Origin of the sequence: Rhodococcus sp. NPDC078407, from assembly GCF_044542515.1 — a bacterium.
Lineage (GTDB): Bacteria > Actinomycetota > Actinomycetes > Mycobacteriales > Mycobacteriaceae > Rhodococcoides.
In genome coordinates this window covers 19,588-42,429 of record NZ_JBITUQ010000024.1, presented here as the reverse complement: position 1 = coordinate 42,429, position 22,842 = coordinate 19,588, and the positions used below count along the sequence as shown (strand labels likewise).

Sequence of the window (22,842 nt, the reverse complement as noted above, 5' to 3'; positions counted from 1 at the left end):
TCTGAGGAGTTCGAGCATGGCCGACGATGCCGCATACGTGGAACCGGGCAAGGAATTCAAGCGCGATACCAACTACATACCGACGAGGATCACCGCCGACGGCCGAGACGGCTATCCGGTGGAGGCAGGACGGTATCGACTGATCGCTGCGCGCGCCTGCCCCTGGGCCCACCGGTCCATCATCGTTCGGCGACTGCTCGGCCTCGAAGATGTTCTGTCGCTCGGCATTCCAGGGCCCACCCACGATCAGCGCAGCTGGAACTTCCAGGAGGAGCCGGGCGGAGTCGATTCGGTTCTGAAGATCGAGAGGCTGCAGGACGCCTACTTCGCCCGATTCCCGGACTACGAGCGCGGCATCACCGTCCCCGCCATCGTCGACGTCCCGACCGGCGAGGTCGTGACCAACGACTACCCGCAGATCACCCTCGACCTCAGTACCGAGTGGACGCAGTACCACAGCGAGGGAGCCCCGGATCTGTACCCCGAGGCACTGCGACGCGAGATCGACGAAGTGGCCCAGTTGGTATTCGAGGACGTCAACAACGGCGTCTATCGCTGCGGGTTCGCCGGCTCTCAGGAGGCGTACGACAAGGCCTACGACCGACTTTTCGCCCGCCTCGACTGGCTCGTCGAGCGGCTGTCCACGCAGCGCTACCTCGTCGGAGACCACATCACCGAAGCCGACGTGCGCCTGTTCACCACCCTGGTGCGCTTCGATCCCGTCTATCACGGCCACTTCAAGTGCAATCGCAGCAAGCTCAGCGAGATGCCGGTGCTGTGGAACTACGCACGCGACCTCTTCCAGACCCCCGGCTTCGGCGACACGGTCGACTTCGACCACATCAAGCGGCACTACTACGAGGTGCACACCGACATCAATCCGTCGGGCATCGTGCCGAACGGCCCGGACCTACACGCCTGGCTCGAGCCGCACGGTCGGGAGTCACTGGGAGGATCACCCTTCGGTGACGGAACCGCTCCCCCGCCGCCGAAGCCGGACGAGCTCGTACCGACCGCTCACTGGGTGCACTGACTTACCGATCTCCCAAGAAAGAGGCACCGATGGCAGGCAAGAAGGACGACGCGCAGGTCGACATTTCCGAGGGCGGGAAGCTCGAACGCGCGCTGGTCAACATCCTCGACAACGCCAGCCGCCTGCAGGGGCCTGCCGTCGACAAGTACGTGGCGCATGTGCGTCGGGCACACCCGTACGACACCCCGGCCCAGATCATCGAACGGTTGGAAAAGCGATTTCTGCTCGCGGTGACCGGCAGCGGCTCGGCGGTGGGCGGCGCGGCGGCAATTCCCGGCGTCGGGACGGTCGCCTCGCTCGCCGCGGTGGGCGCCGAAACTGCGTTCTTCATCGAGTCCTCGGCCTTGCTGACGTTGTCGGTGGCGTCGGTACACGGCATTCCTGTCGAGAATCACCAGCAGCGACGCGCGTTGGTGCTGTCGGTGGCACTCGGCGAATCCGGCATGCAGATCGTGCAGCGCACGGTCGGCAAGACCGCCAAGAACTGGGGGCCGCTCATCACCTCCCGCATCCCCGGCGGCTCGATGGCGAGCATGAACAGGTCCCTGGTGAAGAAGTTCATCACCAAGTACCTCGCCAAGCGCAGCGCGCTGTTGGTCGGCAAGATGCTGCCTGCCGGAATCGGTGCAGCGATCGGCGGGGCCGGAAACCGCGCCGTCGGTAAGGGCGTCATCAAGAATGCCCGGGAGGCATTCGGTCCACCGCCCGCCCGTTTCCCGGAAAATCGCATCATCGAGCCGGACGAGTAGGAATCTTCGCGGCTGTGCTGCGTTGACTTCTGACATGACTTCCACACCTGAACTCGGCAAGTACGGCATCTGGCGAATGCACTCGGCGTTCACTCCGGAACTGTCGCGCGCCATCGAGTCCTTCGGCTACGGCACGATCTGGCTCGGCGGCTCGCCGCCCGCGGACCTGACCACCACCGAGGAGATTCTCGACGCCACCGAGACGGTCGTCGTCGCCACCGGCATCGTCAACATCTGGTCGGACGCCGCAGCCGACGTGGCCGCGTCGTACCACCGGTTGGAGAAGAAGCACCCGGGACGATTCGTCCTCGGGATCGGTGCCGGCCACCCGGAGGCGACGCAGGAATACACCAAGCCGTACGACGCTCTGGTGGCCTACCTCGACGCTCTGGATGACGCCGGAGTCCCGGTCGAGAGACGTGTGCTCGCTGCTCTCGGCCCGAAGGTGCTGGCGCTGGCCGCCGACCGCACCGCAGGTGCGCATCCGTACCTGACCACCCCGGAACACACCCGCGAGGCGCGAGAAAAACTGGGACCGAACAAGATCCTGGCACCTGAGCACAAGGTGGTCCTCGAGTCGGATCCGGAGAAAGCACGCTCGATCGGCCGGCCCCCGGTCAACAACCCTTACCTGCACCTACGCAACTACACCAACAACCTGAACCGACTCGGCTACTCCGACGAGGAGATCGGCGACGGCGGCAGCGACCGACTCATCGACGCGCTCGTCGCGCACGGCGATGCCGCCGCCATCGCTGCCCGGCTCGACGAGCACCTGGCCGCCGGTGCCTCGCACGTGACCCTGCATTCGCTTCCCGACGACTCCGATCCACTCGAGACGTACCGGGAAGTCGCCGCGGCACTGCATCGCTGAAACCGGGCTCGCCCGGCCGTCGGCCGCACCCCGTAACCTCGAGTACCGGTTGCCTCCGGAGCAACCGGCACACGAGGTGCACCGACGGCCAGGGAGGCACCGCACAGATGACCAGCTACTCGGCTCCGGCGCTGGAAGCGCAGGCGTTGACGAAACAGTTCGGCACCGTTCGCGCGGTATCGGACCTGAGCTTCGTCGTTCCGCGCGGAACCATCACCGGGTTCCTCGGACCGAACGGGTCGGGTAAGACCACCACACTGCGCATGCTGCTCGGGCTCGTGGCACCCACCTCGGGAATGGGCCTGGTGAACGGTGCTCCGTTCCGATCGGCGATACACCCGGCTCGTACCGTCGGTGCCGTCCTCGACTCGCTGAGCCTGCACCCCAAACGCACCGCTGCACACCATCTGAAGATCTACACCGCCGCGATCGGCGTGCCCGACAGCCGCGCGCTCGACGTTCTGCACCTGGTGGGACTTGCCGACGCCGCCGACCGCGCCGCAGGCGGCTTCTCCCTCGGCATGCGGCAACGCCTCACATTGGCGACGGCACTGCTGGGGGACCCGGACATTCTCGTGCTCGACGAACCCGCCAACGGTCTGGACCCCGAGGGAATCGCATGGCTCCGCGACTTCCTGAAGGCGTTCGCCGCGTCGGGGCGCACCGTGTTGGTATCGAGTCACATCCTGCGCGAGATCGAGCAGACCGTCGACAACCTGGTGATCGTGAGCGCAGGCACCCTGATGTACCAGGGGTCCATCGCGCAACTGCGATCGACGCGTCCGAGTCGCGTACTCGTGGCCGCATCGGACCCCGCGGCCCTTGCGCTCGCATTGGCATCGAACGGGTTCAACGACAGCCAACTGCTGCCCGACGGCCGCATCGGTGTTGCCGGTACCGACGCGGCCACGATAGCCCGCATCGCCGCCGACACGGGCGTCACGGTGTTCGGCACCACGAGCGAACACGTCGACCTCGAGCACGTGTTCCTGTCCATGACCGCCGGTCAGTACAGCGCAGTACCCGTACAACCCAGTGCCTACGGAACGCCCCCGGGTTACGGACCGCCGCCGGGTTACGGACCGCCCCCGGGTTACGGACCGCCGCAGAACTGGAACGGGGGGCCGAGATGAACGCGTTGCTGACGTCGGAGATCCGCAAGGTCACGACACTGAAGTTCTGGTGGGCACTGGCACTCGCACCGATCGTCGTCGGAGTTTTCGCATCCGTCATCACCTCGGTCATCGCGAACCAGCTGGGCGAATTCGAGGAGGACCTCGATATCTCGGGCGGGGTGGCCTCGATCGGCCTGTATGTGGCCGCCGGTGCCGCGATTCTGTTCGCCGGCATTTTCGGTGCCGTCAACGCCGGAACGGAGTTTCGCCACAAGACGCTCACCACCAGCTTCCTGACGGCTCGGGGCCGCGACGGGGTGATCGCAGCGAAACTCATCGTCACGGCCCTGTTCGGGCTCGGGTACGGCCTCGTCGTGCTCCTGGCCAGCCTGATCTGCCTCCTGATCTTCAACAGCCGAACGGTGCTGCTCGACGGCCCGTTCATCGGAGTGGTCGCCGCGTGCCTACTGGCAGTGGTGCTGTGGTCGATGATCGGGGCCGGCCTGGGTCTGCTGCTCAGATCTCCGACGTGGTCCGCCATCGTGCTCGTCGCGTGGCTGCCGTTCGGTGAGGGTCTGATCTCGCTGATCCTGTTCGGCGTGGGGCTGGGACCGGTTGCGACGGTGCTGCCGTCGAACCTGACACTGCCGACGATGGCCGCCACCCAGTTGGACGACGCGGGTGATCTGGCTACCTGGCCGTGGGCACCGCTCGGGCTCGCAGTGTGGGCCGCGATCCTCGTCGGCGGCGGCTGGTTTCTGGCCCGCACCCGCGACGTCGACTGAGGTCGTCACCGATACTCGCGATGGCCTGTCGGTGCTCGGGTCTACCTTGGTGAATCGATGGCACACAGTAATTCGGTGAGGAACCACGGCGCGGCAATCGACCGCGACGCGGCGAACATCGGCACCCTTGCCGAGCCGGTAGAGCCGGCTGATGTTGCCGCCCCGCGAGGCTGGATCCGACGGCTGACGGCGCAGTGCATGCTGCACCGGCGCACTGCGCTCGGCGCGTTGGGCGTGACGATGACCGCCGCGGTCATCGACATCTCGTTCCCGCTGCTCACCAGGGTGGCCATCGACGACGCGACTGCCGGCAAGGGCGAGGTGATCCTCACGATCGCCGTGGCCATCGCCCTGCTGGGTCTGGTGCGATTTGCGTGCCAATTCGGTAGGCGCATGCTCGCCGGCCGGCTCTCGATCGACGTTCAGCACGATCTCCGGCTGGATCTGCTGGCCTCGCTACAGCGGCTGGACGGTCGCAAGCAGGACGAAATTCGTACCGGACAAGTGGTGTCGAGATCGATCACCGACCTGCAGCTCGTACAGGGCCTACTGGCCATGGTGCCGCTGTCGGCCGGCGCGGTTCTGCAGTTCGTCCTCGCCCTGGCGGTGATGGCGTACCTGTCACCGGTGCTCACCGTCGTCGCGGTCCTCATCGTTCCCGCCGTCAGCATCGTCGTGTACCGCATTCGGCCGACGCTCTTCGCTGCCACCTGGTCGGCTCAACAACGCGCCGCCGATCTGGCGCAACATGTCGAGGAGACCGTCACCGGAGTCCGCGTGGTCAAGGGCTTCGGCCAGGAAGCCCGCGCGGTGGACCGCATCGAAACCCTCGGCCGCACACTGTTCGCCGAGCGCATGCGGTCGGCGCGGATCAATTCGCGGTTCGCACCATCGATGGCCACGATTCCTCAACTCGGTCTCGTCGGAGTCATCGCCCTCGGTGGGTGGCTCGCACTGCAGGGGCAGATCACCATCGGCACATTCCTGGCCTTCGCCACCTACGTCGCCACGCTGTCCGCCGTCACCCGGACGGTCTCGTCCGTCGTGATCATGGCCCAGCTCTCCCGCGCCGCCGTCGAACGTGTCTACGAAGTGATCGACACCGAACCGGTCGACCCGGAACCCGCGGTGCCCACGACACTGCCGGACGGCCCGCTGGGGGTACGAATCTCCGATGTGACCTTCGGCTTCGAGCCCGAACGAGACGTACTCACCGATCTGAACCTGACCATCGCGCCCGGGGAGACCGTTGCCGTCGTCGGGCATGCGGGCTCGGGTAAGACCGCGCTCGCCCTGCTGCTTCCTCGCTTCTACCGACCGTCCGCGGGCCGGATTGCGCTGACGTCGAGCGACTCGTCGATCGATATCGACGACCTCGACAGCACGGCGCTCCGCGAGGCAGTAGCGCTGGTGTTCGACGAGCCTTTCCTGTTCTCCGACACCATCGCCGCCAACATCGCCCTCGGCAGGCCGGACGCCTCGGCTGAGGACATCGAGCACGCCGCGAGCCTGGCGCAGGCCGCCACCTTCATCGAGGCCCTACCCGAGGGATACGACAGCCTGGTCGGCGAACGCGGACTCACCCTGTCCGGCGGCCAACGCCAGCGCATCGCCCTGGCACGCGCACTCCTCGTCGAACCACGAATACTGATCCTCGACGACGCAACCTCCGCCGTGGACGCAGAGACCGAAGCTGCAATATTCGACGCGTTGCGCGGCGTCCGAACTCGCGCGACGCTCGTTCTCGCACATCGCCGCTCCACCCTGACGCTGGCCGACCGCGTCGCAGTACTCGACAACGGGCGCATCGTCGACACCGGAACCGTCGACCAGCTCGATCGACGGTGTCCACTCTTCCGGGCGCTCCTGGCCGGGGGCGAGGACGAACCCGGCGGCTTCGCACCGAGCGGCAGCGAACCGGACCCGATCGCCGAGCCTTCGCCGGACGCTCTGTGGCCGGACACCACCCCGCGATCGCCGGGTGCGCCCGGTTCCGTTTCGTCGTCCGCGACCGGAGGCGGCGGCGGTCACGGAACTGCGATGGCGGGCGCATTCGGCGCGCTTGCACCCACACCGGCCATTTCCGCGGCCGTCGCGGCCTTGCCCGCGGCGACCGAGGACCCCGGCGCATCAGGATCCGAACTCCGTCGACCCGACCCTGGATTCCGGTTGTCGAGGTTGCTCGGTCCGGTCCGGATGTTGCTCGCCGCAGTCGTGGTGCTGCTCGCACTCGACTCTCTCGCGTCGATCGCTTTCCCCTCGCTCGTTCGGTACGCAGTGGACAGCGGGGTGGCACGTGGAGACTCGAACACCTTGTGGACAGCCACCTCGATCGGCGTCGCGTTGGCGGCAGCGAGCTGGTTCGTCGTCTGCGCGACGACGATCATCACCGCGCGGGCCGGCGAGCGCGTGTTGTTCGGTCTCCGAATCCGCAGCTACGCGCACATTCAGCGACTCGGCCTGGACTATTACGAGCGTGAGCTGTCGGGTCGGATCATGACGCGGATGACCACCGATGTCGACGCGCTCTCGTCGTTCATTCAGACCGGTGCCTCGACCGCGGTGGTGAGCGTACTGACCATCGTCGGCATCGCCGCCGCACTGCTCGTCACCGACGCCTCGCTCGGACTCGTGGCGCTGGCGGTTGTGCCGCCCCTGGCCGTGGCCACGGTGATCTTCCGGCGCATTTCTTCAGCGGCGTACTCCACGTCCCGCGAGCGCATCTCGATCGTCAACGCCGATTTCCAGGAAAACGTCACCGGCCTACGCGCCGCGCAGGCGTACCGGCGCGAGGAGTACGCGGCATCCCGGTTCGCTGAACGCTCGAACAGGTATCGGGCGAGCCGCATGCGATCGCAGACCGCGATCTCGGTGTTCTTCCCCCTCATCACCTTGCTGTCCGATATATCCCTTGCCGTCGTCGTGTTCGTCGGCGCACACCAGATCGCCACGGGAGCCACCACCGCGGGCACTCTGGTGGCTTTCGTGCTCTACCTCGGGTTGCTGTTCGGGCCGATTCAGCAGCTCTCGCAGGTGTTCGACGGCTATCAGCAGGCACGCGTCGGCATCGGTCGCATCGGCGACCTGCTGCGCACCACCAGTTCGATCGAAACCGCCACCACCACTGACACCACCCCGCTTCCCGGCGGACGCCTGCGCGCCGACATCGATCTCGTCGACGTGGGGTTTCGTTATGCCGGGGCTCACTCCGATGCGCTCAGTGAGGTATCTCTCACCATTCCCGCCGGTACCACGGTTGCGTTGGTCGGGCGCACCGGCGCGGGCAAATCGACAGTCGTGAAGCTACTGGCCCGGTTCTACGATCCGACGTCCGGATCGGTACGCGTCGGCGGCACCGATCTGCGCCAGTATCGACTGTCGGACTATCGGCAGCGGCTCGGCGTCGTACCGCAGGAAGCGCACCTGTTCACCGGAACCGTTGCGTCGAACATCGCCTACGGCAGGCCCGATGCCAGCCACGCCGACATCGAGAACGCGGCTCGCTCGGTAGGCGCTCTGAGCACCATCGCCGCACTTCGCGGCGGTATGAACCAACCCGTCGGCGAGCGCGGCCAGGGGCTGTCCGCCGGCCAACGGCAGCTGATCGCCCTCGCCCGAGCGGAACTGGTCGACCCCGATCTGCTGCTGCTCGACGAAGCCACCGCCACACTCGATCCGGCCACCGAACGCACCGTTCTCGCGGCCGGCAGCGCCGTTGCGCGCACCCGCACGGCAGTGGTGGTCGCGCACCGATTGGCGACCGCCGCGCGGGCAGATCTGATCGTCGTCGTCGACGGCGGACGTATCGTGGAAACCGGACGACATTCGGAGCTTCGCGCCCGGGGCGGTTTCTACGCTCAGTTGTGGACTGCAGCCGAAACGAACCGGGGCGATAATTCGATAGTCCAAGGAGTCATCGGCAACGAGGCCGATGGTTACCGGTGAGTACATATCACAGCTACGTCCCGGACGCACGCGCGCTCGGCCAGAGGTCTAGCCTGGACAAGTACGCGCGCTGAACGGGAACGAAGACAGAAACGAGGCGAACTACTGCCGTGAGCAGCAGCTCTACTACCCAATTCGGACAAAACCAATGGCTGGTCGACGAGATGTACCAGCGATTCAAGCAAGACCCGTCCTCCGTCGACGCGAGCTGGCACGAGTTCCTCACCGGTTACGACCCCGATGCCGCGAACGAAGAGAGTGCCGGCAGCTCGAACGGTGCGTCCGGTAACGGCAACGGCGGAGCCTCCAACGGTAGTTCGGCCAAGTCCGCTCCCCCCGCAGCACCCGCGCCCCCTGCCAAGCCTGCCGCCTCGGCTCCGCAGAAGGACAGTGCTCCCAAGGCAGCTGCTCCCAAGGCAGCTGCTCCCAAGGCGGAATCAGCCAAGCCTGCTGCCGCCGCAAAGCCTGCCGAGAAGAAGGCCGCTCCGGCGAAACCTGCTTCCGCGAAGCCCGCGGCGGCCGAGTTCGGCGAGGAGTCGAGCAAGGTTCTGCGCGGCGCAGCAGCAGCGGTAGCGAAGAACATGTCTGCTTCGTTGCAGATTCCCACCGCGACCAGTGTGCGTGCGATTCCGGCGAAGCTGATGGTGGACAACCGCCTCGTCATCAACAACCACCTCGCTCGTACTCGCGGCGGCAAGATTTCGTTCACTCACCTTCTCGGCTACGCCATCGTGCAGGCCGTCAAGGCGTTCCCGAACATGAACCGCCACTTCGCCGAGGTCGACGGCAAGCCGAACGCCATCACTCCGGCAGCGATCAACCTCGGCCTGGCGATCGACCTGCCCGGTAAGGACGGCAACCGTTCCCTCGTCGTCGCCGCGATCAAGAACACGCAGGACTTCACCTTCACGCAGTTCTACAACGCGTACGAGGACATCGTCCGACGCGCGCGCGACGGCAAGCTCACCGGTGAAGATTTTCAGGGCGTCACCATCTCGCTGACCAACCCCGGTGGAATCGGCACCGTGCACTCGGTGCCGCGTCTGATGAACGGCCAGGGAGCCATCATCGGTGCAGGTGCCATGGAGTACCCGGCCGAGTTCCAGGGTGCCAGCGACGAGCGTCTCGCCGAGTTCGGCGTCGGCAAGCTCATGACGCTGACCTCGACGTACGACCACCGCATCATTCAGGGTGCCGAGTCGGGCGACTTCCTCAAGACGATCCACAACCTGCTGATCAGCGACGAGTTCTACGACGAGCTGTTCCACTCGCTCAAGATTCCGTACGAGCCCATTCGCTGGCGCAAGGATCTGCCCGAGGGCACGGTCGACAAGAACACCCGCGTGCTCGAGCTCATCGCGGCGTACCGCAACCGCGGTCACCTGATGGCCGACACCGACCCGTTGCAGTTCACCAAGGACAAGTTCCGGATGCATCCGGACCTCGACGTGATCAGCCACGACCTCACGCTGTGGGACCTCGACCGCGAGTTCAAGGTCGGCGGATTCCACGGCAAGGACAAGATGAAGCTGCGGGACGTGCTCAGCGTTCTACGCGACTCGTACTGCCGCCACGTGGGCGTCGAGTACACCCACATCCTCGAGACCGAGCAGGTCTCGTGGCTGCAGGAGCGCGTCGAGGCCAAGCACGTCAAACCAACTGTGGCGCAACAGAAGTACATCCTGAGCAAGCTCAACGCTGCCGAGGCATTCGAGACGTTCCTGCAGACCAAGTACGTCGGCCAGAAGCGCTTCTCGCTCGAAGGTGCCGAGTCGGTCATCCCGATGATGGATTCGGTCATCGACCAGAGCGCCGAGTACGCCCTCGACGAGGTCGTCATCGGTATGCCACACCGCGGCCGCCTGAACGTACTGGCCAACATCGTCGGCAAGCCCTACTCAAAGATCTTCACCGAGTTCGAGGGCAACATGAACCCGGCCGCCGCACACGGCTCCGGCGACGTGAAGTACCACCTCGGTGCCGAGGGCACGTACATCCAGATGTTCGGCGACAACGACATCAAGGTCTCGCTCACGGCGAACCCGTCGCACCTCGAAGCCGTCGACCCCGTTCTCGAAGGCCTCGTCCGCGCCAAGCAGGACCTGCTGGACAAGGGCACCGGCCAGGGCGGCTACTCCGTTCTGCCGCTGATGCTCCACGGTGACGCAGCTTTCGCCGGCCAGGGTGTCGTCGCGGAAACGCTGAACCTGTCCGATCTGCGCGGCTACCGCACCGGCGGAACTGTCCACATCGTCGTCAACAACCAGGTCGGCTTCACCACGTCACCGGAGTTCTCGCGTTCGTCCGAGTACTGCACCGACGTGGCCAAGATGATCGCTGCGCCGATCTTCCACGTCAACGGCGACGACCCCGAGGCCTGCGCCTGGGTTGCTCAGCTGGCGGTGGACTTCCGTCAGAAGTTCCACAAGGACGTCGTCATCGACATGATCTGCTACCGCCGTCGAGGACACAACGAGGGCGACGACCCCTCGATGACGCAGCCGGCGATGTACGACGTGATCGACACCAAGCGCAGCGTCCGCAAGAGCTACACCGAATCGCTGATCGGCCGCGGCGACATCTCGCTCAAGGAAGCCGAAGATGCCCTCCGCGACTACCAGGGGCAGCTCGAACGGGTCTTCAACGAAGTACGCGAACTCGAGAAGTACACCCCGGAGCCCAGCGAGTCGGTCGAACTCGACCAGCAGTTGCCCGCCAAGCTCACCACGGCCGTCGACAAGGCCGTGCTGCACCGCATCGGCGATGCACACCTCGACGTTCCCGACGGCTTCAACGTGCACCCGCGCGTCAAGCCGGTGCTCGAGAAGCGTCGCGAGATGGCGCACGAGGGCAAGGTCGATTGGGCCTTCGGCGAGCTGTTGGCACTGGGATCGTTGGTGGACGAGGGACGCAACATCCGTTTCTCCGGCCAGGACACGCGCCGCGGCACGTTCACCCAGCGCCACTCGGTGATCATCGACCGCAAGACCGGTGCCGAATACACCCCGCTGCAGAACATCGGCAGCGACAACCCCGGCAAGTTCATGGTCTACGACTCCGCGCTGAGCGAGTTCGCAGCCGTCGGCTTCGAGTACGGCTACTCCGTGGGCAACCCGGAGGCACTGGTGATGTGGGAAGCGCAGTTCGGCGACTTCGTCAACGGCGCGCAGTCCATCATCGACGAGTTCATCTCGTCCGGTGAAGCCAAGTGGGGTCAGCTCTCCGACGTCGTGCTGCTGCTGCCGCACGGCCACGAGGGCCAGGGTCCCGACCACACGTCCGGACGCATCGAACGCTTCCTGACGCTGTGCGCCGAGGGCTCGATGACCGTCGCACTCCCCTCGACCCCCGCGAACTACTTCCACCTGCTGCGCAGGCACGCGCGTGACGGCATTCGTCGCCCGCTGATCGTCTTCACCCCGAAGTCGATGCTGCGCAACAAGGCTGCAGTGAGCAACATCGAGGACTTCACCGACGGCAAGTTCCACTCGGTGTTCGACGAGCCCACCTACGACACCGGTACCGGCGACCGAAGCGCAGTCAAGCGCGTACTGATGGTCAGCGGCAAGCTCTACTACGAGCTCCTCGCGCGCAAGCAGAAGGAAAACCGCGACGACGTCGCCATCGTTCGCGTCGAGCAGCTCTACCCCGTGCCGGTCCGCCGGATCCGGGAAGCACTCGAGAGCTACCCGAACGCAACGGAATTCCGCTGGGTTCAGGAAGAGCCTGCGAACCAGGGTGCCTGGCCGTTCTTCGGTCTCGCACTGCCCGAGCTCATGCCCGAGAAGCTGGTCGGCATCAAGCGCATCTCCCGTCGCGCCATGTCCGCCCCGTCGTCGGGCTCGAGCAAGGTGCACGCCGTTGAGCAGCTCGAAATCATCGACGAGGCCTTCAAGGCAGTCGGCGAAGACTGAAACCTCGACAGCGAAAGCGGCCCACTCCTTCGGGGGTGGGCCGCTTTCGTCGTTTCCGGGTGCCGTCCCCCGTTCCGCGTCAATGGACCACTACATTGCACTGGACCCCGTGGGTTGGACTGGTTTATGGAAATCCTAGGCCGCGAGGGCCTGGGCTCGGTATCGCACCGGGCTCAGGCCGTCGAGACGTAGCGAGATGCGGTCGTTGTTGAACCAGTCGATGTAGTCCTCGATCGCGGTGTGCAAGGCGTCGAGGTTCAGGTATCGGACGTGATGAAACATCTCCTCTTTGAGGTGACCGAAGAAGTTCTCGATGATCGCATTGTCGTAACAGTTCGCTTTGCGGGACATCGATTGGATCGCTCCCGCATCGGCCAGCAACCGCCGCCACGACGAGTGCTGATAGTGAAATCCTTGATCCGAGTGCACAATTGGGCACTCGTGTTCGCCGAGGGTAGCCAACGCGGCCCGCAGGGAACGGTTGGTGAACTCCGTCGTCGGGGACCGACCGATCGAATACGAGATGATCTGACGATCGAACAGATCCATCACCGGCGACAGGTACAACTTCGCATCCCCGACCCGGAACTCGGTGACATCGGTGACCCACTTCTCGTTCGGGGCCGTAGCTGTGAACTGGCGGTCGAGGATGTTCGCCGCGACCGCCCCGACCTGACCCTGATACGAGGCATACCGTCGACGGCGCCGCACACGGCACGCCAACCCGAGCTCACGCATCACCGCGAGCACCGTCTTCTTCGCCACCCGCCACCCCGCGTCGACGAGGACTCGGTGCACGCGTCGATGCCCGTAGCGTCGGTGGCTTTCCTCGAACGCCCTGGTCACCGCCGCTTTCAACGCAGCCTTCGGATCGGGCCTGCGTAACTGCGCCTGACGGTAGAAAAACGTCGACCGAGCCAAGCCGGCGACGTCGAGCAACACATCGAGTCGGTACTGCGCCTTGAGGGCGATGACAGCGAGAACCTTCACCGTCGTCCCTGTTCCCTCAAGGCCCGCAATTTTCCCAGGTACGCCACCTGTGTCCGCAGCCGCTCGTTCTCCTCCCGGAGGCGGTCCAGTTCGCTGGCCTCCCCTGGATCGACTCCCGGTGCCGGTCGACGTCCCGCCCGCTTCGGTCGTAGCGCCTCGTCGCCGTCGCGGCGGTATCCGCGGACCCAGGGCTCGATGATTTTCGCCGACGACAGTCCGTACTCGCGAGCGAGCTCGATCTTGTTCTCGCCAGCCAAAACACGTTGCACTACAGCAAGTTTGAACTCGAACGAGAAGTGTTGTCGATCCGGTTTCTCCACCAACGCATTCCTCCCTCGAACCCGCCACCGGTCGTAGAGCAAGATCACTGGGCCTGCCCCGCCACCGACCTTCGCAGCAGCCGAGACGGCACCCACACCATCCTCGAACAACGCTACCGCCGCGACCCGCTGATCCTCGGTAAGTGAACTTCGTGCACGCATACAAAACTCCCCGGTAGTTGGAACTGAATTACTCAGTCCAACTTCCGGGGAGCGGTGCACATGCGTCTGGGCAGTACAACGGTCCATTGACGCACGGCCCCGACCTGGGTGAATGGACCCTTGCATACGTCTGAGCGGTGTGCAACGGTCCATTGACGCGGCGGGGAGGCGGGAGCGGACGGGGAGGCGGGAGCGGACGGGGAGGCGGGAGCGGACGGGGAGGCGGGAGCGGACGGGGAGGCGGGGGCGGACGGGGGGCGGGGGGCGTAAGAGCTCAGGCGTCCGCTTCGGCTCCGAGCAGTGCGGTGATCATGCCAGGGGCAAGTGCGACGGCAGGCAGGGCGTTGACGTTGAGGTCGATGAGTTCGTCGCGGCTGATGTGTGGGTTCCGGAGCCAGGTGATGGTTGCTTCTTCCACGAAGGCGATCCACCCGCGTACGGCGAGGTCGATGGTGGGCGTCACGTCCATGTCGAGGTCGGCGAGTTGGACGAGGGTCCGCTCGGCCATGGTGGTGCGGGTCTGCTCGAAGACCTCACGCATCAGGGGGTCGCCGCTCGCGGTTCCGCGGAGCAACGAGATGAACGTGTTTCGCTTCTCGGTGACGTAGTCGACGTAGTTGGCGATGGAGTCGCGCAGGATCTCGAAGGGTTCGAGGCTCGGATCGGGGGCCGTGCGCTCGATCATGGATCGGGAGGCCTCCCGGACGATTTCCAGATGAAAGTCCTGCTTGGAAGAAAAATAGTGGAACAGTAGACCGCGAGAGACACCTGCTTGGTCTGCGATGTCCTCGACGGAGATCTGTTCGAGGGGTCGTTCGGCCAGCATCTCGGTGCCGAGCTCGATCAACTGAGCGCGGCGTTGCTCGGGACTGAGTCTGGTCCTCTTGGTCGTCGATGCGCCCGGGCTGTTCACGTACGCCATGCAATCACCCTACTGAATATTAGTCAATAACTATTGACTCACACTCAGTAAGCTTCTACGCTTCCCTACATGAGTCTTCCCGTAACAGATACTTCGGACCGTGCAACGACGCCGCGTCACGTCGATACGTTGATCATCGGCAGCGGATTCGCCGGCCTCGGTGCCGCGATCAAGCTGACGAAGGCAGGCAAGAAGGACTTCGTCGTCATCGAGCGCGGCCACGACGTCGGCGGCACCTGGCGCGACAACACCTACCCCGGTGCCGCATGCGATGTGCCGTCGCACCTGTACTCGTACTCGTTCGCTCTGAACCCCGACTGGACCCGGTCGTTCTCCACCCAGCCCGAGATCCAGAAGTACATCGCCGGGGTGGCGCGCAAGTACGGCGTCATGGAGAAGCATGTGTTCGGTACCGATGTGACGTCGGCTCGCTGGAACTCCGAGACCAGCCGCTGGGACGTCGAGACCACCTCGGGCAACTACACCGCGAAGATCGTCGTCTCGGCGGTCGGCGCGCTGTGTGAGCCGAATCTGCCGGACATCAAGGGCATCCACGACTTCGAGGGGGACGTCTTCCACTCGGCACAGTGGAACCACGACGTCTCGCTCGCCGGCAAGCGCGTCGCCGTCATCGGCACCGGCGCATCGGCAATCCAGATCGTGCCCGCCATCGCCGGCCAGGTGGAGCACCTCGACGTGTACCAGCGCACCGCGCCGTGGATCCTCCCCCGCGCCGATCGCCCATACACGAAGCTCGAGCGCTTCGCCTTCAAGCACGTTCCCGGCTTCCAGCGTCTTTCGCGCGCCGGAATCTATGCGATGCGTGAGACCCAGGTCGTCGGACTGGCCAAGGCTCAGGCCTTCATGAAGCCCTTGCAGTGGGCGGCGGAGAACCACCTGCGCACCCAGATCAAGGACAAGGCGCTGCGCGCGAAGGTGACGCCGAACTTCCGCATCGGCTGCAAGCGCATGCTGATCTCGAACGCGTACTACCCTGCTCTCGCCCAGAGCAACGTCGATCTCGTGACGGACGGGATCGAGGAGGTCCGCGCCGGATCGATCGTGACCAAGGACGGCACCGAGCGGCCGATCGACGCGCTCGTCGTCGCCACCGGCTTCCACGTCACCGACTCCCCTGCGTACCAGGGAATCACCGGCAAGGACGGTCGTACGCTGGCCGAGACGTTCGAGGACGGCGGTCAGCAGGGCTACAAGGGCGCAGCTGTGGCCAACTTCCCCAACATGTTCTTCCTGGTGGGGCCCAACACCGGCCTGGGACACACCTCCATGGTCTTCATGATCGAATCTCAGATCAACTACCTGGTCGACGCGTTGAACACCATCGACAAGCACGACATCGGCACCATCGAGGTGCGCAAGGACGTGCAGGACGAGTACAACGTCACCCTGCAGGATCAGCTGTCCAAGAGCGTCTGGATGAACGGCGGGTGCGCCAGCTGGTACCTCGACAAGCACGGCAACAACACGACCCTGTGGCCGGGCTTCACTTTCGAGTTCCGCAGAATGACCAAGCAGTTCGATCTCGATGCGTACCGTAGCGTCGCCACAGCAGACCTCACTTCCGGAACTTCGGCGAACGCCGGCAACAACACAGACAGGGTGGCCGCTCGATGAGCACATTCACAGGCAAGGTAGCCGTCGTCACCGGCGCAGGATCGGGAATCGGCCGCGCGTTGGCCCTCGAACTGGCCGGACGCGGAGCGAAGTTGGCACTGTCCGACGTCGACACCAACGGGCTCGACGAGACCGTCCGACGCGTCGAAGCTCTGGGTGCCGAGGTCAAGTCGGATTTCCTGGATGTCTCCCAGCGCGAGACCGTACTCGACTACGCCGAAGCTGTGGTCGCGCACTTCGGCAAGGTCAACCAGATCTACAACAACGCGGGCATCGCTTACCACGGTGACGTGGAGAAGTCCTCGTTCAAGGACATCGAGCGCATCGTCGACGTCGATTTCTGGGGAGTCGTCAACGGCACCAAGGCTTTTCTGCCGCACATCCAGGCCTCCGGCGACGGCCACATCATCAACATCTCCAGCCTCTTCGGTTTGCTGGCCATGCCGTCGCAGTCCGCGTACAACGCTGCGAAGTTCGCCGTGCGCGGGTTCAGTGAATCGCTGCGGATGGAAATGCTGATCTCCAAGGCTCCGGTGAAGGTGACCGTCGTTCACCCCGGCGGCATCAAGACCGCCATCGCCCGCAATGCCACCGTCGCCGAGAACTTCGACCAGGCCGACGTGGCCAAGTTCTTCGACAGCAAGCTCGCCAAGACCACCCCGATCGATGCGGCCAAGACCATCCTCAAGGGTGTCGAGAAGGGCAGAGGCCGAGTGCTCATCGGATCCGACGCGATCGCGCTCGATCTGCTGCAGCGCATCACCGGTTCGCGATACCAGGGCCTGATCGCCGCGGTGTCCAAGCGTGCGCTGCCGCGCACGAAGAAGTAGACGGGCACCGATCATGAAGTCTTTCTACGTTCCCCTGCCGATCGTGGCGGCCGCACTGAAGCCGTTCTACCGCCTCGCGCTCAATCCGCGTCTCTCTTTCCGCGCGCAGCGGGCCCTTCTCGAGGCCGCGGCTCCGGCGCAAACCCTTCCGCACGGAACCGTCGCGCAGAAGTTGACGCTCGCGGGCCGCAAAGCCGAGCGTGTCACCGTCGGTGCCACCGAACGCGACACTGCGATTCTGTACCTGCACGGCGGCGCGTACACGATCGGATCCATCAACACGCACCGGTCGCTGGCCGCACACCTGGCCCGGGAATCGGCCAGCGCCGTCTACGTACTCGACTACCGGTTGGCTCCGGAAGATCCGTTCCCGGCCGGTTTGGACGACGCGGTCTCGGCGTTCCGCGAGTTGGTCCGCATTCACGGCTTCTCCGCGGACCGTATCGCCATCGCCGGCGATTCTGCCGGTGGCGGTCTCACGGTCGCCACCGCCCGGCGGTTGGTGGACGACGGCACCAGCCCGGCCGCCCTCGGACTGATCTCGCCGTGGGTCGACCCCGGAGCCCGAGACGCGGTCAAGGACCGCGACATGGTGGTCAACACCGGGTGGTCCTACAGCTCGGCCGACGCGTATCTGGGCGCGGGCGATCCTCTGGACCAGGGCTTCGCTCCGCTGCTGGGAAACCTGGACGGCCTGCCGCCGATCGTGATGCACGTCGGCACCGAGGAAGTTCTGTACAACCAGATCACCGCGTTCGCGGACAAGCTACGCCTGTCGGGCGTGGAGCTCGAGCACGTGGAATACAAGAAGCTCTGGCACGTGGCCCATCTACAGGCCTCGATCCTGCGAGAGGCGGCTCAGGCCGTCCACCACATGGGCTCGTACCTGGGCCGCAAGGTCAGGGCCTCGACGAACGACGCCTCACAGGTTGCGCTCACCGAGCCAGCGGCCAGCGACATCGCCTGACGACGCTCCACCGCGGACCTCGCCGATCATGTCGGCGAGGTCCGCCGTCGTCAGCTCCCCCGCCACCACCGCGAACGACTCGAGGGCGTTCTCGCTCAGAACCCCGTTGCGATAGAGCGGAACGACGTTCTGCGCGGGATACACACTGTCGTCGTCGGGCAGAGTCGTGAGGTCTTTGGCGAGTGGTCCGAACGACGCGGTGCGAATGGCCAATACGTCGACCTCCCCTGCGTTCAACCCGTCGACGGCGGCTTGCGCGTCGGCATACGGGACGACTTCGGTGAACGACGCCCCGGTGAACGTGGGACTCGCCGTACCCTGCGCAAGAACATCCATCGGGTCGACCTGGCCGTCCACGATTCCCACCGTTCTTTCCTCACGATCGAGGAAATCCGTCACCGTCTCGTCGCCCACCTCGCTGCCCGACGCCACCGCGATGGCAAGTCGATCCTCGGCCGTCGCGTAGTCCCCCACCGACAATCCGGCGGGCAGCGACCGGTTGAGTTCGGTGTACACATCCTCCGCCTCGGTGGCCGCGGCCGAGCTGTCGAAGGTGCGCAGTAGGTCGCCGGTGAGCTCGGGAACCATCGTCACCTCACCGCGGTCCAGCGCCGCGAGGTAGTCGGCCCGATCGGCCAGGCCCTCTCTCACCGAGACGACCGCTCCCGTCGAGCGCAGTCCCCCGGCGTAGATGGACGCGAGCAACCGCGAGATATCCGAGTTGCCCGATCCGACGACGATGGGCCCGGCGGCAGGCTCGGTCGGGGTACTGCAACCGCCGAGGAGTCCGGCGATCGAGATCACCGCGACCGTGGCCAGAACCGACGAACGCACTGTAGTTTCTCCTGTTCACTGCCCATGGGGTTTACCGATCTCGACCGCGGGGCACTAGTGCGAACGAGACGGTAGTCGAACCAACCTTATGGGCACGCTGAATTCGACTACCATGCCGAGCAACCCGAGTCCTGGTTTCGGGCGGTGCCCCCGCAGCCCGGGTGGTGTTCGCCGGAGATGGGTAGGACTGTGCCCGAACCGATGGAAGGACACCATGACCACCTCCCGAATCACGCGTGCGTTCTCCGCTCCGAGAGCGGTAGCAGCTGCCGCCGCACTGGCTCTCTCGGTCACCGCCCTGACCGCCTGCGGCGGTAATTCGGATCCACTGTCCAGCGGTGGCGGCGAGAGCAACACCGACACGAACTCGATCATCATCGGCTCCGCCAACTTCCCCGAGTCCGAGACCGTCGCGAACATCTACGCCGAGGCGCTGCGTGCCAATGGTTTCGAGGTGAGCACCAAGCTCAATATCGGCAGCCGCGAGGCCTACATCCCCGCAGTGCGTGACGGGTCGATCGACATGATTCCCGATTACACCGGCAACCTGTTGCAGTACTTGGACGAGTCCGCGACCGCAACCTCTTCGGAGGACGTGCTGGCTGCGCTTCCCGCCGCACTGGGTGACGATCTCACCGTGACGGCGCAGGCTCCCGGCGAGGACAAGGATGCCGTCGTCGTCACTCGCCAGACCGCCACCGAGCGCAACCTCACCACCATCGGCGACCTCGCTCCGTTCTCGTCCGAGGTCACCTTCGCCGGTACCCCGGAATTCCAGGAGCGCACCGGCGGCCTGCCCGGTCTGCGCGAGAAGTACGGTCTGGACATCGCGCCCGGCAACTACATCCCGATCTCCGACGGCGGCGGCCCGGCCACGGTCGAGGCGCTGGTCTCCGGGCAGGTCGTCGCAGCGGACATCTTCACCACCGCGCCCTCGATCGCAGAGAACGATCTTGTCGTTCTCGAGGATCCGGAAAACAACTTCGCCGCGCAGAACATCATCCCGGTGCTGCGCACGTCCAAGCAGTCGGACAAGCTCACCGAGGTTCTCGACGCCGTGTCGGCTCAGATCACCACCGAGGAGCTGATTGCGCTGAACACGCGGGTGTCCGGTGACGAGAAGGCCGAACCGGCGGCAGCAGCAGCGGACTGGGTCGCAGACAAGGGTCTGGACCAGCCGGTCAGCTGATGATCACTTTCGAGCAGATCAACAAGACGTACCCGGATGGCACCACGGCGGTCGACTCCCTCGACCTGGTGATCGAGCCGCACTCGTTCACCGTGTTCGTGGGGCCGTCCGGCTGCGGCAAGACCACCTCGATGCGGATGATCAACCGCATGATCACCCCCACGTCGGGAACGATCACGGTGGACGGTCGCAACATCGCGGACATCGATGCCGTGAAATTACGCCGGGGTATCGGGTACGTCATCCAGAGTGCCGGGTTGCTGCCGCATCGCACCGTCGTCGACAACGTCGCCACGGTGCCGGTACTCAACGGCGAGTCTCGTCGCGCAGCTCGCAAGGCTGCGCTCGATGTCCTCGAGCGAGTCGGTCTGGACCCGGCGTTCGCCACGCGCTATCCGGCGCAGCTGTCCGGTGGGCAGCAGCAACGGGTGGGCGTGGCGCGAGCGTTGGCCGCCGACCCGCCCATCCTGTTGATGGACGAGCCTTTCAGCGCGGTTGACCCGGTGGTTCGTGAAGAACTGCAGACGGAGATGCTGCGTCTGCAGGCCGATCTGAAGAAGACCATCGTCTTCGTCACCCACGACATCGACGAAGCCGTCCGACTCGGTGATCACATCGCGGTGTTCGGACCACAGGGCCGACTACAGCAGTACGACAAGCCCGAGACCGTACTCGCGGCCCCTGCCACTCCGTTCGTGGCCGGTTTCGTCGGTCGCGACCGCGGCTACCGAGGGCTGCAATTCCGCTCGGCGCAATCGGTGACGATGCACCCGATCGAGACGGCCACGCAGGACGAGGTGAGCGGTCTTCGGCTCGACCAGGGTCAGTGGGTTCTGGTGGTCGATTCGCAGCGACGTCCACTCGGGTGGATCGATGCGACCGGCGTCGAGAAGGTGCGCGGCGGGCAAAGCATCGACGACAGCACAGCTGCAGGCGGGTCGTTGTTCCTCGAGGGCGGCGACCTGCGGCAGGCACTCGATTCCGCGATCTCGTCGCCGTCGGGCATCGGCGTTGCGGTCGATTCGTCCGGGGCGGCCGTGGGCAGTGTCGACGGCGCAGAGATACTCGAAAACCTTGCAGTACAACGCAAGTCCGAGGACTCCGAGCGCAATCGGCACCACTTCCGCACGGCCGGGGACGCAGACCGGTGACCTGGCTGTTCGACAATTTCGATGTCGTTCTCGGCTACACGAAGACACACCTCTACCTCTCGCTGGTCCCACTGTTCGTCGGGCTGCTGATCGCCATCCCTCTGGGAACCGTCATTCGCAACACTCGCTGGGTTCGTCGAATCACGTTGACGGTGGCCAGTATTGCGTTCACCCTTCCGTCGTTGGCACTGTTCGTCACCATCCCCGCAGTGGTCGGTCTCCCTGTTCTCGATCCCCTGAACGTCGTGATCGCTCTGGCCGTGTATTCGACCGCGCTGTTGGTACGCGCAGTACCCGAGGCTCTCGACTCGGTGCCGTTCGCAGTGGTCGACTCTGCTCAGGCGATGGGCTACTCGACGTTGCGCCGCGCCGTGACCGTCGAACTGCCACTGGCACTTCCGGTGCTCATCGCCAACATCAGAGTCGTCGCGGTCACGAACATCTCACTGGTCTCGGTGGGTTCGGTGATCGGCATCGGCGGTCTCGGTCAGCTTTTCACCCAGGGCTATCAGCGTGACTATCCCGACCAGATATTCGCGGGCATAATCTCGATCGTATTCCTGGCGTTGGTGTTCGACGCGGCCCTGTTTCTATTGGGCCGTCGACTCACCCCGTGGACGCGACTCGACAGCGGCTCGTCGAAGAAGAAGGCACGCTCATGAACCTGTTCTCGGAGGCCTTCTCGTACATCCTCGACAGCGGAAACTGGTCCGGGCCGACAGGAATCGGTGCCCGGCTGATCGAGCACATGTGGTACAGCCTGCTGGCGGTGTTGATCTCTGCCGCGATCGCGGTTCCCGTCGGCCTGCTGATCGGTCATCTACGACGCGGTGAGGCCGTGATCGTCGGCCTCGTCAACGCACTACGCTCGCTGCCGACCCTCGGCATCCTGGTGTTTCTGGTGCTCGTGATCGGGTTGGGGCTGATTCCGCCGATCATCGCACTGGTGCTGCTCGGCATTCCGCCGTTGCTCGCCGGTACCTACTCCGGAATCGCCAATGTCGACTCCCACGTGGTGGACGCCGCCCGCGCCATGGGTATGACCGAAACCCAGGTGTTGTTCCGCGTCGAGATTCCGAACGCCCTTCCCCTGATCCTCGGCGGCCTGCGCAACACCACTCTCCAGATCATTGCCACCGCGACGATCGCCGCCTACGTCAACCTCGGCGGACTCGGCCGCTACATCTTCGACGGCCTCGCGCTGTACGACTACCAACGGGTTCTGGTCGGCGCGATTCTGGTGGCCGTGCTGACGCTCGTCGTCGACGGACTGCTCGCCCTCGCAGTATGGACTTCCGTCCCGGGAACCGGCCGGCTGCGCCGCATGCCGACCGGACTGGCGAAGGTCTGACCCGGCTCCACGGAATTACCTTTCGAACGAAAGACACCGGCGAACCTCCGGCCCGGGTAGGGCTGGGTTCGCCGGT

At 65.1% G+C, this 22,842-nt stretch carries 18 protein-coding genes; 14 read left to right on the top strand and 4 right to left on the bottom strand.

What is annotated here, in order from left to right; genetic code table 11:
- Window positions 1-16: 16 nt before the first annotated feature.
- The 7 genes from ACIGGF_RS20635 to ACIGGF_RS20605 all read left to right on the top strand — a co-directional run bounded on the left by ACIGGF_RS20635 (window position 17) and on the right by ACIGGF_RS20605 (window position 12,415).
- On the top strand, window positions 17-1,033 hold the full coding sequence (locus ACIGGF_RS20635) for a glutathione S-transferase family protein (protein ID WP_397523021.1): 1,017 nt from the start codon (window positions 17-19) through the stop codon (window positions 1,031-1,033).
- 29 nt (window positions 1,034-1,062) lie between these two features.
- Window positions 1,063-1,782 (top strand): hypothetical protein, encoded by a 720-nt coding sequence (locus tag ACIGGF_RS20630; RefSeq protein WP_397523020.1) that lies wholly within the window; start codon window positions 1,063-1,065, stop codon window positions 1,780-1,782.
- A 34-nt stretch (window positions 1,783-1,816) separates the two neighbouring features.
- The gene (locus ACIGGF_RS20625) at window positions 1,817-2,656 is read left to right on the top strand and encodes an LLM class F420-dependent oxidoreductase (RefSeq protein WP_397523019.1); all 840 of its coding nucleotides are present in this window, start codon (window positions 1,817-1,819) and stop codon (window positions 2,654-2,656) included.
- 107 nt (window positions 2,657-2,763) lie between these two features.
- A complete protein-coding gene (locus tag ACIGGF_RS20620; RefSeq protein ID WP_397523018.1) occupies window positions 2,764-3,789 on the top strand; it encodes an ABC transporter ATP-binding protein in 1,026 nt (341 codons plus the stop codon).
- Complete coding sequence (locus ACIGGF_RS20615; RefSeq protein WP_397523017.1) at window positions 3,786-4,556, top strand: ABC transporter permease; 771 nt, start codon at window positions 3,786-3,788, stop codon at window positions 4,554-4,556. Before ACIGGF_RS20620 ends, ACIGGF_RS20615 begins: the two co-directional genes overlap by 4 nt.
- A gap of 198 nt (window positions 4,557-4,754) precedes the next feature.
- Window positions 4,755-8,501 carry an ABC transporter ATP-binding protein gene (locus ACIGGF_RS20610; protein ID WP_397523054.1) on the top strand — a complete coding sequence of 1,249 codons (3,747 nt, stop codon included), beginning with the start codon at window positions 4,755-4,757 and terminating at the stop codon, window positions 8,499-8,501.
- A gap of 110 nt (window positions 8,502-8,611) precedes the next feature.
- Window positions 8,612-12,415 carry a multifunctional oxoglutarate decarboxylase/oxoglutarate dehydrogenase thiamine pyrophosphate-binding subunit/dihydrolipoyllysine-residue succinyltransferase subunit gene (locus ACIGGF_RS20605; RefSeq protein ID WP_397523016.1) on the top strand — a complete coding sequence of 1,268 codons (3,804 nt, stop codon included), beginning with the start codon at window positions 8,612-8,614 and terminating at the stop codon, window positions 12,413-12,415.
- Between the two features lie 135 nt (window positions 12,416-12,550).
- On the opposite strand, the gene ACIGGF_RS20600 is transcribed toward ACIGGF_RS20605, so the two are convergent.
- The 3 genes from ACIGGF_RS20600 to ACIGGF_RS20590 all read right to left on the bottom strand — a co-directional run bounded on the left by ACIGGF_RS20600 (window position 12,551) and on the right by ACIGGF_RS20590 (window position 14,809).
- A complete protein-coding gene (locus ACIGGF_RS20600) occupies window positions 12,551-13,405 on the bottom strand; it encodes an IS3 family transposase (protein WP_397523015.1) in 855 nt (284 codons plus the stop codon).
- The gene (locus ACIGGF_RS20595) at window positions 13,402-13,887 is read right to left on the bottom strand and encodes a helix-turn-helix domain-containing protein (protein WP_032373665.1); all 486 of its coding nucleotides are present in this window, start codon (window positions 13,885-13,887) and stop codon (window positions 13,402-13,404) included. The genes ACIGGF_RS20600 and ACIGGF_RS20595 overlap by 4 nt, the downstream gene beginning before the upstream one ends.
- A 274-nt stretch (window positions 13,888-14,161) precedes the next feature.
- The gene (locus ACIGGF_RS20590) at window positions 14,162-14,809 is read right to left on the bottom strand and encodes a TetR/AcrR family transcriptional regulator (RefSeq protein ID WP_397523014.1); all 648 of its coding nucleotides are present in this window, start codon (window positions 14,807-14,809) and stop codon (window positions 14,162-14,164) included.
- Between the two features lie 69 nt (window positions 14,810-14,878).
- Here ACIGGF_RS20590 and ACIGGF_RS20585 point away from each other — a divergent pair, with 69 nt between their 5' ends.
- From ACIGGF_RS20585 to ACIGGF_RS20575, 3 genes are read left to right on the top strand one after another with little or no spacing between them, the layout of a single operon-like run.
- The gene (locus tag ACIGGF_RS20585) at window positions 14,879-16,444 is read left to right on the top strand and encodes a flavin-containing monooxygenase (RefSeq protein ID WP_397523013.1); all 1,566 of its coding nucleotides are present in this window, start codon (window positions 14,879-14,881) and stop codon (window positions 16,442-16,444) included.
- Complete coding sequence (locus ACIGGF_RS20580; RefSeq protein WP_397523012.1) at window positions 16,441-17,274, top strand: SDR family NAD(P)-dependent oxidoreductase; 834 nt, start codon at window positions 16,441-16,443, stop codon at window positions 17,272-17,274. The genes ACIGGF_RS20585 and ACIGGF_RS20580 overlap by 4 nt, the downstream gene beginning before the upstream one ends.
- 13 nt (window positions 17,275-17,287) lie before the next feature.
- Window positions 17,288-18,241, top strand: a complete 954-nt coding sequence (locus tag ACIGGF_RS20575) for an alpha/beta hydrolase (RefSeq protein ID WP_397523011.1) — start codon at window positions 17,288-17,290, stop codon at window positions 18,239-18,241.
- Here ACIGGF_RS20575 and ACIGGF_RS20570 read toward each other — a convergent pair.
- Window positions 18,197-19,075 carry a glycine betaine ABC transporter substrate-binding protein gene (locus ACIGGF_RS20570; protein WP_397523010.1) on the bottom strand — a complete coding sequence of 293 codons (879 nt, stop codon included), beginning with the start codon at window positions 19,073-19,075 and terminating at the stop codon, window positions 18,197-18,199. The two genes, ACIGGF_RS20575 and ACIGGF_RS20570, sit on opposite strands and share 45 nt — an antisense overlap.
- 214 nt (window positions 19,076-19,289) lie before the next feature.
- Between ACIGGF_RS20570 and ACIGGF_RS20565 the strand changes: the two genes are divergently transcribed.
- The 4 genes from ACIGGF_RS20565 to ACIGGF_RS20550 are packed head-to-tail and all read left to right on the top strand — an operon-like array spanning window position 19,290 to window position 22,766.
- Window positions 19,290-20,264 (top strand): ABC transporter substrate-binding protein, encoded by a 975-nt coding sequence (locus tag ACIGGF_RS20565; protein WP_397523009.1) that lies wholly within the window; start codon window positions 19,290-19,292, stop codon window positions 20,262-20,264.
- Window positions 20,264-21,415, top strand: a complete 1,152-nt coding sequence (locus tag ACIGGF_RS20560; RefSeq protein WP_397523008.1) for an ABC transporter ATP-binding protein — start codon at window positions 20,264-20,266, stop codon at window positions 21,413-21,415. Before ACIGGF_RS20565 ends, ACIGGF_RS20560 begins: the two co-directional genes overlap by 1 nt.
- Window positions 21,412-22,077, top strand: coding sequence for an ABC transporter permease (locus ACIGGF_RS20555; protein ID WP_397523007.1), 666 nt, complete (start codon window positions 21,412-21,414; stop codon window positions 22,075-22,077). The genes ACIGGF_RS20560 and ACIGGF_RS20555 overlap by 4 nt, the downstream gene beginning before the upstream one ends.
- Window positions 22,074-22,766 carry an ABC transporter permease gene (locus ACIGGF_RS20550; RefSeq protein ID WP_397523006.1) on the top strand — a complete coding sequence of 231 codons (693 nt, stop codon included), beginning with the start codon at window positions 22,074-22,076 and terminating at the stop codon, window positions 22,764-22,766. Before ACIGGF_RS20555 ends, ACIGGF_RS20550 begins: the two co-directional genes overlap by 4 nt.
- Window positions 22,767-22,842: the final 76 nt, after the last annotated feature.